This is a genomic window from Achromobacter sp. Marseille-Q4962 (assembly GCF_943737005.1).
Lineage (GTDB): Bacteria > Pseudomonadota > Gammaproteobacteria > Burkholderiales > Burkholderiaceae_B > Achromobacter.
This window is the reverse complement of sequence record NZ_CALSFU010000018.1, coordinates 1-13,359: the sequence shown is the minus strand read 5'-3', so window position 1 is coordinate 13,359 and position 13,359 is coordinate 1. Positions and strand designations below refer to the sequence as shown.

General features: G+C 66.3%; 18 protein-coding genes. 13 read left to right on the top strand and 5 right to left on the bottom strand.

All coding sequences use genetic code 11. From position 1 onward, the window contains the following. Window positions 1–73 precede the first annotated feature (73 nt). The 7 genes from relB (at window position 74) to NGJ44_RS16505 (ending at window position 5,005) form a co-directional block, all read left to right on the top strand. Window positions 74–373 (top strand): type II toxin-antitoxin system RelB family antitoxin, encoded by a 300-nt coding sequence (gene relB, locus NGJ44_RS16535; RefSeq protein ID WP_009618210.1) that lies wholly within the window; start codon window positions 74–76, stop codon window positions 371–373. Then, a complete protein-coding gene (locus NGJ44_RS16530) occupies window positions 360–647 on the top strand; it encodes a type II toxin-antitoxin system RelE/ParE family toxin (protein WP_124136600.1) in 288 nt (95 codons plus the stop codon). Before relB ends, NGJ44_RS16530 begins: the two co-directional genes overlap by 14 nt. Window positions 648–675: 28 nt before the next feature. Beyond that, window positions 676–867 (top strand): hypothetical protein, encoded by a 192-nt coding sequence (locus tag NGJ44_RS16525; RefSeq protein ID WP_027350501.1) that lies wholly within the window; start codon window positions 676–678, stop codon window positions 865–867. A gap of 123 nt (window positions 868–990) precedes the next feature. Beyond that, on the top strand, window positions 991–1,770 hold the full coding sequence (locus tag NGJ44_RS16520) for a PFL_4669 family integrating conjugative element protein (protein WP_251864621.1): 780 nt from the start codon (window positions 991–993) through the stop codon (window positions 1,768–1,770). Further along, window positions 1,767–2,315 (top strand): DUF3158 family protein, encoded by a 549-nt coding sequence (locus NGJ44_RS16515; protein WP_251864620.1) that lies wholly within the window; start codon window positions 1,767–1,769, stop codon window positions 2,313–2,315. Before NGJ44_RS16520 ends, NGJ44_RS16515 begins: the two co-directional genes overlap by 4 nt. Further along, window positions 2,312–2,695 (top strand): single-stranded DNA-binding protein, encoded by a 384-nt coding sequence (locus NGJ44_RS16510; protein ID WP_219800255.1) that lies wholly within the window; start codon window positions 2,312–2,314, stop codon window positions 2,693–2,695. The genes NGJ44_RS16515 and NGJ44_RS16510 overlap by 4 nt, the downstream gene beginning before the upstream one ends. Before the next feature lie 294 nt (window positions 2,696–2,989). After that, a complete protein-coding gene (locus NGJ44_RS16505; RefSeq protein WP_251864619.1) occupies window positions 2,990–5,005 on the top strand; it encodes a DNA topoisomerase III in 2,016 nt (671 codons plus the stop codon). 519 nt (window positions 5,006–5,524) lie between these two features. On the opposite strand, the gene arsN2 is transcribed toward NGJ44_RS16505, so the two are convergent. From arsN2 to NGJ44_RS16480, 5 genes are read right to left on the bottom strand one after another with little or no spacing between them, the layout of a single operon-like run. After that, window positions 5,525–6,355 (bottom strand): arsenic resistance N-acetyltransferase ArsN2, encoded by an 831-nt coding sequence (gene arsN2 / locus NGJ44_RS16500; RefSeq protein ID WP_251864618.1) that lies wholly within the window; start codon window positions 6,353–6,355, stop codon window positions 5,525–5,527. Further along, on the bottom strand, window positions 6,352–7,443 hold the full coding sequence (gene arsB / locus NGJ44_RS16495) for an ACR3 family arsenite efflux transporter (RefSeq protein ID WP_251864617.1): 1,092 nt from the start codon (window positions 7,441–7,443) through the stop codon (window positions 6,352–6,354). Before arsB ends, arsN2 begins: the two co-directional genes overlap by 4 nt. A gap of 9 nt (window positions 7,444–7,452) precedes the next feature. Then, on the bottom strand, window positions 7,453–7,950 hold the full coding sequence (locus NGJ44_RS16490; RefSeq protein ID WP_024537141.1) for an arsenate reductase ArsC: 498 nt from the start codon (window positions 7,948–7,950) through the stop codon (window positions 7,453–7,455). A gap of 12 nt (window positions 7,951–7,962) precedes the next feature. After that, window positions 7,963–8,427 carry an ArsI/CadI family heavy metal resistance metalloenzyme gene (locus tag NGJ44_RS16485; RefSeq protein ID WP_011829938.1) on the bottom strand — a complete coding sequence of 155 codons (465 nt, stop codon included), beginning with the start codon at window positions 8,425–8,427 and terminating at the stop codon, window positions 7,963–7,965. Between the two features lie 11 nt (window positions 8,428–8,438). Further along, window positions 8,439–8,768, bottom strand: a complete 330-nt coding sequence (locus tag NGJ44_RS16480) for an ArsR/SmtB family transcription factor (RefSeq protein WP_024537143.1) — start codon at window positions 8,766–8,768, stop codon at window positions 8,439–8,441. 348 nt (window positions 8,769–9,116) lie between these two features. Here NGJ44_RS16480 and NGJ44_RS16475 point away from each other — a divergent pair, with 348 nt between their 5' ends. The 6 genes from NGJ44_RS16475 (at window position 9,117) to NGJ44_RS16450 (ending at window position 13,153) form a co-directional block, all read left to right on the top strand. Further along, window positions 9,117–9,353, top strand: a complete 237-nt coding sequence (locus NGJ44_RS16475) for a hypothetical protein (RefSeq protein ID WP_062737789.1) — start codon at window positions 9,117–9,119, stop codon at window positions 9,351–9,353. Window positions 9,354–9,378: 25 nt separating this feature from the next. Further along, window positions 9,379–9,771 (top strand): hypothetical protein, encoded by a 393-nt coding sequence (locus NGJ44_RS16470; protein ID WP_003141051.1) that lies wholly within the window; start codon window positions 9,379–9,381, stop codon window positions 9,769–9,771. Window positions 9,772–10,021: 250 nt separating this feature from the next. Then, window positions 10,022–10,738, top strand: a complete 717-nt coding sequence (locus NGJ44_RS16465; RefSeq protein ID WP_251864616.1) for a DUF5983 family protein — start codon at window positions 10,022–10,024, stop codon at window positions 10,736–10,738. Between the two features lie 290 nt (window positions 10,739–11,028). Further along, window positions 11,029–11,826, top strand: a complete 798-nt coding sequence (locus tag NGJ44_RS16460; RefSeq protein ID WP_251864615.1) for a GTPase — start codon at window positions 11,029–11,031, stop codon at window positions 11,824–11,826. 65 nt (window positions 11,827–11,891) lie between these two features. Continuing rightward, window positions 11,892–12,257 carry a DUF3085 domain-containing protein gene (locus NGJ44_RS16455; protein WP_251864614.1) on the top strand — a complete coding sequence of 122 codons (366 nt, stop codon included), beginning with the start codon at window positions 11,892–11,894 and terminating at the stop codon, window positions 12,255–12,257. 344 nt (window positions 12,258–12,601) lie between these two features. Then, window positions 12,602–13,153 (top strand): STY4534 family ICE replication protein, encoded by a 552-nt coding sequence (locus NGJ44_RS16450; RefSeq protein WP_096219557.1) that lies wholly within the window; start codon window positions 12,602–12,604, stop codon window positions 13,151–13,153. Window positions 13,154–13,359 lie beyond the last annotated feature (206 nt).

The following is a 13,359-nucleotide window of genomic DNA, read 5'->3' as shown; positions in this document are numbered from 1 at the left end:
ATCCGGCTGCACCCTTGCCAAGGTCTCAATTGAGATACAAAATAGGGGCTAATGCATAACAGGAGAAGCAACGATGGCCGCACAGACTTCGATGCTGCACATCCGTGTGGACGATAAGCTCAAGGCCGATGCCGCCGAGAAGCTCGCCGGGGTCGGCCTCACCGTTTCGGACGCCGTGCGCATCCTGCTGACCCGTGTGGTCAAGGAAGGCGCGCTGCCGGCTGGCCTCACGGCCGACCCGGAGGCCTACGATGCCTGGTTCCGGGCGAAGGTCCAGGAGGCGCTGGCCGACACACGGCCGCCGGTGCCGCACCAGCAGGTCATGGACGAGGCGCAGGCGCTGATCGACAGGAAGCGGCGTGCGCGTACTTGAGTGGCGGGAAGCCGCCCGCGCTGACCTGCTGGCGATTGTTGAATACATCTCGGACGACAACCCCGATGCCGCGCAGCGGTTGAAGGACGACATCGAGGCCAAGGCCGCGAAGCTGCCGGAGCGCCCGAAGCTCTACCGGCTTGGCCGCGTGGCCGGCACGCGGGAGATGGTCGTGCGTGCGAACTACGTGGTGGTCTACATGGAGGACACCCGCGCGGTGTCCATCCTGCGCGTGTTGCACGCCGCGCAGCAGTGGCCGCTGGCACAGGAGTGAAGGCGGTTTTCCTCACTGGAGATTCACCATGAATGCCAAGGAGCCTGAAGCAGCCAAACTCAAGGCGCTGCAGGAAGCAGCTTGCATGGGCTGGGCCGACATCGCCGCCGGCCGCCATGCCGATGTTGCCGACGGCCAACTCGAAGGTTTCATTGCACAGTTGGGACAGCAGGCGGCGCTTGCCGTCGCTACCCGCCGCGAGGCTATCCCCAGGGGATAGCTGGGACAGCCAGCCTTCCCGCCACCGACAAACCGGGCGCACGCCGATTGCGGTTTGTTGACTGACGGCCTTCCGGGCGGTGCCGATGCTGGCGACTCGTTCCGTTAATGCGAGTCGTCACCCATGGCCAATGAACCCCTGCAACTGAATCTCGGGTCGCTGCGCAGCGCGATGTCGCTGACGCTGCACACGCACCACGCTTCGCGCATCTGGCACGGCCGTGCGCCGACCGAGGGGCGCGCCGGCATCATCGGACTCAACGGCTTCATCAGTGCGATGAACAAGATGAAGCGCGGTTCCGAGCAGGACGATCCGTACTCCGATTTCTGGATGCTGCGTATCGAAGACAAGCTGGAGCAGACCAAGAGCACGCTGCAGGCGCTGCGCGAGCAGGTGGATCAGGCCCTGGCCGATGTACCCCCGGCGCTGTCGCTGGGCGAGAACATGAACGTGCAGCCGGTAAAGCTGCCGCTGTTCGTGAACGCCCAGCTTGGCTTCATGGCGGTGTATCTGCTGGCCGACTACGACGACCTGGCACGCAAACTCATCCTGGCGCACCACACGGCGCTGATTGACCGCAGCACCCTGGAGCGCTGGCTCAATGATGGCGCGCACGCGCTGCGCAGCCTGTTCTCGCTGGCCCAGCAGTACCGCTACTCGGGCACGACGCGCGACGACTTCGCGGCGAAGAACGCTGCGGCGCGAGCGGCGCTGGAGAAGTTCGGCGAGTTGCCGCAGGACGTGCTGGAAGGCACGCGCCGCTCGCGCTTCGCGCCAGCGATCGCGCGGCGGACAACCAAGCCCGGCACGCCGCCTGCTGCGCCCACCATCGAGCCCGATGCGCCGGATCACACCGATGGCGCAGCCGATGGTGCGGCGGGCGATGAGGGTGCAGGCGCATGACGGCATCGCTCCCCATCGGCCATTCCCCGCGCTTCGTGGCGCTGGAACAGGCGGACTTCCAGCGGCTGGAACACGCAGGCTACCTAAAAGGCCTTTTACAGCCCTTTAAGGGTAAGGGAAGTCTGGAGACCTGGGCCAGCCAGTGCGCAGCGCTGCGCGACGACCTGATTGGCCTGGCGCAGCGGCGCGTGCTGCCCCAGGCGCGGGCCTACCCCTTCAGCCTGCTCGACGTGCAACTGGCCCAGCAGGCCACTGGCGCAGGGACGACCTTCCTGCGCTGGCGCAACCTCGACCGTTCCTCCATGGGCGTGGCGTTGTGGGAGGCCCTGCTGGCCAACCCCGCGACGCCGGCCTCGATGATCGACGAGCTGTACGCGATCGAACTGCAGCGCATCGTGCTGAACATGCAGATCAGCCTGACGCACAGCATCGCTCGCCAAGCCCTGGAATGCGCCAGCAAGGCCGCCCAGGCCGAAGCGGCTTACCTGCGGCGTGTCCACGGGCATACCGCGGCCGTTCCACCCACCACCAAGGAGTCACCATGAGCACGCACTTCGTCGGCGAGGGCAACATCGGTTCTGTGCCGGACTACCGCGAATTCCCGAACGGCAACGACGAGCCGCGCCGGCTACTTCGCCTGAACGTCTACTTCGACAACCCGATCCCGAAGAAGGACGGCGAGTACGAAGATCGCGGCGGATTCTGGGCGCCCGTGGAGCTGTGGCACCGCGACGCCGAGCACTGGAAGACGCTGTACCAGAAAGGCATGCGGGTGCTGGTCGAGGGCCGCACCGTGCGCGACGAATGGGAGGACGCCGACGAGAACGAGCGCGTGACGTTCAAGGTCGAGGCGCGGCGCGTGGGCATCCTGCCGTACCGCATCGAGTCGGTGGCGCTCAGCGCCAAGCCGGCCGGCGGACAGTAATTCGCCCATCGCCGTTCCCCCGAGGGCGGCTGTAGCAACCGTCATACGCCCGCGATGCACCAGCGAGCTATCCCCAGGGGATAGCTCCAAGGTCATCCAAAGAGTTCCAGCCGCCCTCCCGTAACGACGCTCTTGCTGTGCCAGCTCCTGCGGTCTATGCGCACTGCTGCGGCAACGGACCGCCTGCCGATCACAAAGCGGTGTCCGCATCGATCGGCTTCCTTGCTGCCGGCATCTCCTGGCCCTGCCAAGCTGGCGCCCATCCGACGAACCGCACATTTTCAAGGAGGCTTCATGCGCGTGTTCCTGTGCGAGAAGCCGTCCCAGGGCAAGGACATCGCCCGTGTGCTGGGTGCCGGCCAACGCGGCAACGGCTGCTACAGCGGCGCGGGTGTCGTCGTGACCTGGTGCATCGGTCATCTGGTGGAGGCGGTTCCGCCCGAAGGCTACGGCGAGCAATACAAGCGCTGGGCCATCGAGCAACTGCCCATTCTTCCTGAGCGTTGGCGTGTCGAGCCCAAGGCGGCGACCGCAGCGCAATTCAAGGTCGTGCAGCAGCTCGTCGCCAAGGCGGGCGAGCTGGTGATTGCGACCGACGCCGACCGCGAGGGCGAGATGATCGCCCGCGAGATCATCGACCTGTGCGGCTACCGCGGGCCGATTCAGCGCCTGTGGCTGTCGGCGCTCAACGATGCGTCGGTCCGCAAGGCGCTGGGTGCGCTCAAGCCGTCCGCCGAGACGCTGCCGCTGTATTTCTCCGCACTCGCCCGATCGCGCGCCGACTGGCTGATCGGGATGAACCTGAGCCGCTTGTTCACACTGCTGGGGCGCCAGGCCGGCTACTCCGGCGTGCTGTCGGTGGGGCGCGTGCAGACACCGACGCTGAAGTTGGTCGTGGACCGCGATCGCGAGATCGCGCGCTTCGTCTGCGTACCGTTCTGGGCCATCGAGGTTGCGCTATCGCATGCAGGCCAGTCCTTCGTCGCAAACTGGACGCCGCCGCAAGGCAGCACCGACGATGCGGGCCGCTGCCTGCAACAGCCGGTGGCGCAGCAGGCCGCCGAGCGCCTGCGCACGGCCGGCTCCGCCCAGGTGCTGTCGGTAGAAACCGAGCGCGTTCGCGAAGGGCCGCCGCTGCCGTTCGACCTGGGCACGCTGCAGGAGGTGTGCTCCAAGCAGTTGGGCCTCGACGTGCAGGAGACGCTGGACATTGCCCAGGCGCTGTACGAGACGCACAAGGCGACAACGTATCCGCGCTCGGATTCGGGCTACCTGCCCGAGAGCATGCTGGCCGAGGTACCGACCGTACTCGACAGCCTGGTCAAGACTGACCCCAGCCTGTGGCCGCTGATCGAGCGCCTGGATCGCCAACAGCGTTCTCGGGCCTGGAATGACGGCAAGGTCACGGCGCACCACGGCATCATTCCCACGCTGGAACCGGCGAACCTCTCGGCGATGAGCGACAAGGAGCTGGCCGTCTACCGGCTGATCCGCGCCCGCTACCTCGCGCAGTTCCTGCCGCATCACGAGTTCGACCGGACGGTGGCGCAGCTCACGTGCGACGGGCAGTCGCTGGTGGCGGTCGGCAAGCAGATCGCGGTGACCGGATGGCGCCAGGTGCCGGCGGCGCCGGAACCCGAGGACGGTGACGGTGAGGATGCACAGCGCGGACAGGTGTTGCCGGCGCTGCAGGCTGGCGCCGCCTGCCAGGTCGGCCAAGTCGAACTGAAGGCGTTGAAGACGCTGCCGCCCAAGCCATACACGCAGGGCGAGTTGGTCAAGGCCATGAAGGGTGTCGCCAAGCTCGTGACTGACCCGCGCCTGAAACAGAAGCTGCGAGATACCACCGGCATCGGCACCGAGGCGACACGCGCCAACATCATCAACGGTCTGATCGGTCGCGGCTACCTGGTCAAGAAAGGCCGCGCCGTCCGCGCTTCCGACGCGGCATTCACGCTCATCGACGCGGTGCCCTCAGCCATCGCCGACCCCGGCACCACGGCGGTGTGGGAGCAGGCGCTCGACATGATCGAGGCCGGCCAGATGACGCTGGACACCTTCATCGAGAAGCAGTCCGTGTGGGTCGGCCAACTCGTGCAGCAGTACCGCGGCGCAACGCTCTCGCTCAAGCTGCCGCCGGCGCCGGCCTGCCCGCAGTGCGCCGCACCGATGCAGCAGCGCACGGGCAAGAGCGGCGCGTTCTGGTCCTGCTCGCGCTACCCGGACTGCAAGGGCACGTTGCCGATCGAGTCCCCGACGGGCCGGCGCAGCGCACCGCGCAAGCGGCGCGCTGCCTCCAAGGCGTCCTGATCCTCGCTTCCCCCTGCCGCGCCGGCCACTTCACTGGCGGCGAGGCAAACGTCCCGCACCGCGCGGGACTCCAAAGCGCGCGTCTCCTTCTGCAACGGTGTGCGCGCCCCGTCTGCCCGCCATCGGGTGACGGGGCGAGAAGGTCATTGCTCCACGAATCGCGCCCGCCGCCATTCCCTTGATCGGTGTGCCTTGCCTCGGCCACGAGGGGCTTCCTGACGCCTTGCCGCCGCGCGAGCCGTGAGGAGGCCCCTTGGGCCCAGGGTATTCCGTGCCGGTGCCCGCCGGCGGAACAATGGGCTCCCTTTGTGCGCGTATGCGTGCCAAAGGTTTCCGGCCCCAGCCACGAAACGGGCCGGGTGCGATTGCTGATGCAGCGAACGGCTTTGACGACGGCCCGCGCTGACGCAGCCCACAGGTGGTTTTCCTTCCTCTCCAGCCGAAGGCCCGCGTGGCCTTCGGCGATTAGTCATTTCACTGATGCACCTCTGTGTCCCGGGATGTCCTTGCGAGGGCACATCACAGTGACATTCGACGTCCAAGCAGCACGGCGCTCGAAGGACAAAGGCTTGCGGCTCGCCGTGTGGCAAGGATGGCCGCCGGTGCGGCGCTGCGCTCGATTGGCTTGAAGCCCGCGCGCTCGAAGAACGGCGCAGCCGTCGTGGTCAGCAACCAGGCGTCGCGCCCGCCCTCGTCGAAGGCACGGCGCAGCAGCAGTGCGAACATTCCGCCGCCGATGCCGCGATGGCGTGCGTGTGGCAGCACCACCAGGGAGCGCACGAGCACGTCTCGGCCCAGGCGCTCGAAGCCGCCGTAGCCCACGCGCTCGCCGGACACCGTGGCATAGGCGAAGAAGCTGCGCCCTGATTCGGCCAGGTCGTCCGTGGGAAGCACGGCCTCTTGCAAAGCCAGGGCGAGGTCCGGGTCGCTGCCGGCGATCGGCGTATCCACCAGCAGCGGCGTGCCATCCTCCTTGCGGTTCTCGCCCGCCGGTCGTTGCGGCAGCAGGTCGATCACCATGTCCGAGGGGCGGCACAGGCGCACGCCCGAGCGCGACACCACGATGGGCCGATTGATGAGGATCGGGTACGCCAGCATCTGATCGATCAACTGGTCGTCGCTCCAATGCGCGGCATCCAGGCCCAGTTCCTTGTAGGGCGTGCCCTTGATGCGCAACACATCCCGCACGCCCATGCCCATCCGCGCGATCAGCGCCTTCAAGGTCTCGCGGTCGGGCGGCGTCTTCAGGTACTCGATGACCGTGGGCTCGATGCCGCTGGCGCGGATCAGCGCCAGCGTGTTGCGCGACGTGCCGCAGTCCGGGTTGTGGTAGATCGTGACGGTACTCATGCCGGATGCCTCGCTGCGTTGCGCGGGGCCTGTTCGTACCAGGCGCGGGAACGGTTGACCACGCGCACCACCAGCAGCATCACCGGCACTTCGATCAGCACGCCGACCACGGCGGCGAGGGCCGCGCCGGAATGGAAGCCGAACAGGCTGATGGCCGCTGCCACTGCCAGCTCGAAAAAGTTGCTGGCACCGATCAACGCCGAGGGACACGCGATGTTGTGCTTCTCGCCGACCCTGCGGTTGAGCCAGTAGGCGAGGCCGGAATTGAAGAACACCTGGATCAGAATGGGCACGGCGAGCATGGCGATCACCAGCGGCTGTCGCAGGATGGCCTGGCCCTGGAAGGCGAATAGCAACACCAGCGTCAGCAGCAGCGCTGCGATTGAGAGCGGGCCGAGGCGCTCCAGCGCGCGGTCGAACGCGGCCTGTCCACGACGCAGCAGCGAGCGGCGCCACACCTGCGCGAGGACGACGGGGATGATGATGTAGAGCACCACTGAGGTCAGCAGCGTGTCCCACGGCACGGTGATCGCCGACAGGCCCAGCAGCAGCCCGACGATGGGCGCGAAGGCGAACACCATGATGGTGTCGTTCAGCGCCACCTGCGACAGAGTGAATACCGGGTCGCCGCCGGTCAGTCGGCTCCACACGAACACCATCGCTGTGCACGGTGCGGCGGCCAGCAGGATCAGGCCGGCGACGTAGCTGTCGAGCTGGTCGGCCGGCAGCCAGTCGGCGAAGACATGGCGGATGAACAGCCAGGCCAGCAGTGCCATCGAGAACGGCTTGACCGCCCAGTTGACGAACAGCGTCACGCCGATGCCACGCCAGTGCTGGCGAACCTGGCCGAGCGCGCCGAAATCCACCTTGAGCAGCATCGGGATCACCATGACCCATATGAGCAGGCCGACCGGCAGGTTGACCTGGGCCACTTCCATGCGGCCGACGGCCTGGAACGCGCCAGGCGCGAGCTGGCCCAGGGCGATGCCGGCGACGATGCACAGCAGCACCCACACCGTCAGGTAGCGCTCGAAGATGCTCATCGAGAACGATGGCGTGGCGGCGACGGCTTCTGTCTGTACGGTCATCGTGCTACCTCACTGCTTGCCGATGACGCGCAGCTCATGCTGCAGCGACATGGCATCGAGCCGTTGGAGCGGCAGCGACAGGAACAGCTCGATGCGACGCTTGAGCGTCAACGCGGCGTCCATGAACGCCTTGCGCTGCTGTTCCTCGCTGCCTTCGACGGCGGCCGGATCGGGCACGCCCCAATGGGCCGACACCGGCTTGCCCGGCCATACGGGACACACCTCGCCAGCGGCGTTGTCGCAGACGGTGAAGATGAAATCGAACACCGGCGCACCGGGCGCCACGAATTCGTCCCAGCTCTTGCTGCGGTAGCCGGTCGTTGGCAGGCGCAGGCGCTCCAGCGTGGCGAGCGCCAGCGGGTGGACTTCGCCCTTGGGGTGGCTCCCCGCCGAGTAGGCGCGAAACCGTCCCAGGCCCAGTTCGTTGAGGATGCCTTCGGCCAGGATGGAACGCGCCGAATTTCCGGTGCAGATGAACAGCGCGTTGTAGGTGGTTTCAGTCGTCATCGATGCCTCGCGTCAGCAGCAAGAAGCAGCCCGTTTCGCGGCGGCGCGACTGTCACTCGGCGCGCAGCAAGCTGGAGCTGTGCTCGGCGCGGGCTGCGGCGCTTCGTTGAACACGGGGATGTTGCCCAGCGTGTGGAAATGCTCCCAGGCCACGCCCTGCGGGTCGGTGACCCAGTGCTTCTCACTGCGTGCATAGCAGCAGGTCGTGGTGCCTTCGTCGAGCAGCGCCATGTCGGCAGCCTGCGCGCGGGCCTTCAGGGCGGTGAGTTCGTCGGCGTCATCGGTCTGGATGCCCAGGTGGTCGATGCCCGGCTTGCTGCCGCGCGTGGAGATGGCGAAGTTGACCGGCGGGTCTTCGAGCATCCACTTCGCGTAGTCGGCCTCGATGCGAGCCGGCTGCGCGGCGAACAGTTGGGAATAGAAGCCGATGCTGCGATTCAGGTCATCGACGTGCAGGTGGACGTGGAAGCGTTTCATGGAGGTTCCTTTCAGCAGGAGGCGCAGGCACGGGTGGATTCATTGGCCTCGCACACGCCACCTTGGCAGCAGTGCTCGGTCAGGTAGCCGAGCAGCCCGTTCATGTGGGCGAAGTCGGCGCGGTAGATCAGGTTGCGGCCCTGTTGCTCGATGGTGACGAGGCCGGCATGGGCCAGCTCCTTCAGATGGAAGGACAGGGTGTTGCGGGCCACGTCGAGCTGGTCGGCCAGGACGCTGGGCGTGAGCCCTTCGGGGCCGGCGACGACCAGGGCGCGGAACACGCGAAGGCGCTGGGTGTGGGCCAGGGCGCCCAGGGCGGAAACGGCTTGGGTCTCGTTCATAGTTCAATAATACAACATCTATTGAATAATTGTGCAAGCACATCGCAATAGAGGACCGGGCGCGCCCGACCCCAATCGGGGACGCCACTGCGCCCGATTGCTGCGTGACGCGGCTATCTGATAGTCCGAAGCTCACCCTCATGCGTTGCTGACCGTCGTCAGCGGCATGCCCTGGCAGTCCCGGTCTTCAAGACTGCAACGCGGTTCGCCGCGTTGACCGATCCAGTCCGCTTCGCATCGCTCACCGCGGACGCTCGCCGGCCAGGCGACGATGCACTTTTCTCAACCACCCGAGGGGAACCCATCCCCTGCGGGATGCGTGCTCCCCGACCCACCAAGGAGCACGGCATGTCTGTACCTTCCGCATCTTCCTCTGCAACCGCAGTGCGCAGTGGTGCGCTGGCGCTGGCCTGGACCGGCAAGCGTTTGCCGCTACAGGTGCTGCGCAGCGCGGCCGGCCACTACATCGGCACGCAAGACGACGAAGGCCCGGTATCGCGGGAGTCCGTCGAGTATTTCCCGAACCACCTCGCAGCACAGCGCGCCCTGGATACCCATGCCTGGACACAGCGCGCTCACCCCTGATTCCCACCCTTCAAGGAGTTCTCTCATGAATCTGTCTTTGCCTGAAGACGTGCTCGATCAGATGGCGCTGGAACAGGCGCACTTCGACGCTGCACCGCAGGCCTTCTTCGAGGCCTGGAAGCGCGGCGCGCAGATCGCCGGCCACGAGTGGTTCGGCGACGGCACACGCGAAGGTCTGCAGCGTGCCACCACCAAGTGGGACCTGCGGCCCAACATGCTGATGCTCAACGACGCCCTGGGCGTGCTGAGCAGCGGTCAACGCATGTTCCTGTCCGCGATGGTGAGCTTCTACAACTCCCGCGAGGGCGGCGCGATGCTCAAGCGTTGCGGCTTCGAGGGGCTGTCCGACTTCGGCGGCCTCGATCTGGAACGGCGCCAGGTCATCGCTGACCTCACGCTGCACTACAACGGCTGGTGAGCCGCGCCTGGCAACCCACCGTCCTTTCATCCCACCCCACGAGGGACATGCATCCCCGTTCGGGGCCATGTCCCTCCTTCCTTTCGCAGGAGCGGCCATGTCCCGAATCAGCATCTTCCACTGACCTGCACCGCCCGCCACCAGGGCGGCCCGACGCCGCGGCCGGCTGACCGGTTGCCACTTCATCCACTCGCTGGGGTTCAATCCCCGGCAGGGGATTGCCTCGGCCATCCTCTGCTGGAGGAATCCCATGTCTCATTCCAAAAACCCCTTCGTCCGCGGCTACGATGGCCTGTCCGTGCAGCGGCTGCTCGCCATTTCCTACGACGACGGCTGCCCGCTGAGCTATCTGCCGCTGCACGTCTCGCAGTCGCACCTGCCGGACAGCCAGGTCGAGCGCCATGCCTGCGTCTTCTGCGACGACTTCGCGCTGATCACGGAAGGCCAGAACGTGCCGCCCGAGCTGGACGCGCAGTGTCCCAGCCACGGCATCGCCCGAAACCTCGTCTACGCCGTCATGGCCGAAGAAGCCGGCCAACCGCTGCACGTCGGCGATACCTACTCCGAGGAAGCCGCGCGCGAGGTGGTGCGGCGCCTGCGCTTCGAGACCGGCTTCTACAGCCGTGCCTGGGAAATCAGTTCGGCGCACATCACCGAGGAGGCCGGCCGCTTCCTCGCCGAACTGGCGGACGTCGCTGCGCCGAGCGGCTTTCTGTTCGTCGCCTTCCGCATTCCCTACAGCCCGGCGGTCGGCGTGAAGCTGATCGCCCCCCCCTGGACGGATGCGAACCTGCAGCATGTCGAGGGCATCACTGCCGAAGAGCTGCGGCAGGAGCACCGGGCCAAGGGCGTGCCGGAGTCCCTCGTGGAGGTGTTGCACCTGGCTGCGCGCGCCGACGTGCGGCTGCTGATCTTCGATGCCGACGCGCCCGTGCTGGACGGACTGACGCTCTACGACGACGAGTAACCCGCAACCCATTCGAGCCCCCACGTCGGGGCTCTTCTTTTTCGCGGAACGCGGTGCCGGCGCATTGCCGATTCCCAACGGACGGCCGCAGCCATGTGCCGCACGCTGGCCGCATGTTCGCTGGCGTTGCCGGCAGCATGCCCAGGCAGTCGAGACCTTCGAGACTGTGGCGCGGTTCGCCGTGCTGGTTGCTTCGTTCTCCGGGCGCCCCCGCGTCCATCCACCTCACCCTCAAGGGATCGACCTCCCTTGAGGGAGGGAGTCCCTTGGTTGCCACAAGGAGTCTCCCCATGGATACCCAAGCCATCCGCGCACAGATGCCGACGCTCGTCGTCGGTCATGTGCCTTCCAACGTCCGTTCGTTCAAGTTCAACATCTTCGACGGCCAGCCCAAGGTTTCGACGCTGGGCTTTCACATCGACCCGAAGCCTTTCGAGGGCAAGGTCATCGCCACCACCGACGAGGCCGTCATAGTCAAGACGGCACGGGCCGAGTTCGCGGTGCTTGATCGCACCCTCGTGACCGAAGTGCCCGACGAGGGCGCCAAGGTGCAGGTCGAACCCTATGTCAGACGCCGCTTCGACGGTCAGCGGGCGGACACGCCCGAGGAGCAGACCGAGTTCACCGCCGACGGCCAGCCCTACACGGTGAAGCGGTTCGTGCTCGGGTCTGCACCGGCGAAGCTGCCGATTCCCGAGCCGCGCTGCCCGGAGCTGCAGGAGTTGGTCGACCAACTTGAACAGTTGCCCGCTCCCGATGGTTTCCGGCGCATCACCCACATGCTGGTGGATGCCGGTGCGCGGGACATCACCTGGGTCGATCCGCTGCCCGCCGACATCATCCGCACGCCACCGGCCATCGGCTTCACCGTCGACACGATGAAGTTCCAGGGTCGCGTCACCGTGCTGTATGAGCGTGGCCTCGACCTCTACGCGGTGGAGCTGCGCCGCGACGGCGAGCTGGTCGAACGGGTCGATGAGGTGTTCTTCGACACCCTCGGCGAGACGCTGGAACGGCTGATCGACGACGGGAGCTGGAGGCGCATCCGCGTGCAGTGCCTGTCGAGTCGCAAGGCTGTCCGGCACTGACCTCTCAGCAGCTTCCCGCCCTCGCGGCGGGAAGCTTCTTTTCCTGCCCCCTGGAGATCACACCCATGACTGTTCGATTCAAAGGCACGGAGCTGCGGCCCGTGCTCGCCGAAGCGGTGGCGAATCAATGCCGCGTCATCCTGGTCAAGGATCAGGGCGTGTACTTCCTGGCCGAGCGCGGCGAGCGCCGACCCGATGGTCGCCAGAAGACCATCGCCTATGCCGCCAGCTGCAACCCGGATGTCGATGGCTTCGACGACTGGTGGGAACTGGCGCGTGCCGAATTCGGCGGCGATGACTTTGGCGAGTTCTTCGATCCGCAGGAGGGCGTGTTTGCGCGCATCCTGCGCAGCGAGGACGACCTCGACGTGTCCGCTACCACGACACACCTGTCGCTGCAGGCGGTTCCTCCCACGCCCAGCGGTAACTGACCGCCCATCCCTGGCCCCCGCTCCGGGAGCCTCATTCTTCCCGGCAATGCGGATAGCCGCGAGTGCCGATTGCCGCTCGCCTGCGCACCGTCCCGGCGCCACGCTTTCGGCCATGTTCCGCTGACGTCCGTCAGCGACATGCCCAGGCAGCCACGATCTTCAAGGCTGCGACGCGGTTCCGACCGCGTTGATCACCCCAGTTCGCACCGGCATCCATGCGCGAACGGCCATCGGTTCTCGATGGCGATGCCACCAGGCTGCTCCATCAACCCACGCGGGGGTTCCACACCTTCCCCGCCTTGGGTCGGGTGTGTCTCCGCCTCATTGTTCCCAGGAGATTCACCATGACCACTTCCAACGAAAAGTCCTACTTCGATCTGCACATCACCGGCCTCGGGTATCTCAATCGCATCCGCGAAGTGAAACCCAGGAAAGGCGATGCGTTCCTGGCCTGCGACATCGCAGCCCTGAACGGTCCCAGCGATGACGTCTCGTATGTGCGTTTCGACACGCGCGTATCGGGATCGGAAGCGCAGCACCTGGTGCGCCGCTGCATTCAGGCGGTCGACACCGAGAAGAAGGTGATGATCGGCTTCCGCCTGGGCGACCTGTGGACCGACACCTTCACCTACTCCAAGGGCAAGCGTGCCGGCGAGCAGGGGGTGAGCCTCAAGGCCCGCCTGCTGTTCGTCAGTTGGATCAAGGTCGACGGCAAGCTCGTCTACAAGGCAGAACCCAAGCCGACCGAGACCGACGAGCGCGAGCCGGAAGTCCCCGTGACGTCCGACGCGCCCGCTGCGCAGCAAGCCTCGGCACCGGAGCCTTCCAAGCCCGTCGCCGATGCTGCCGACGACGCTGCCGATGCCCCCGCATTGGCCGTTGCCGAGTCGTTCTGATCCGCAAGGTCCCATTCCCGGGGCCTTGTCTTCTCTTCGTCAGCAGGAGACCTTCATGATCACCATCCCCGGCCAACTGGTGAATTGCCCCGGGTTTTGCGGAGGCTCCAACCTTTGAGAGAATGGAGCCCTTATGAGCAAGCAGAACAAGTTTTCCCCGGAAGTCCGTGACCGCGCCGTGCGTCTGGTACAAGAGCATCGTGGCG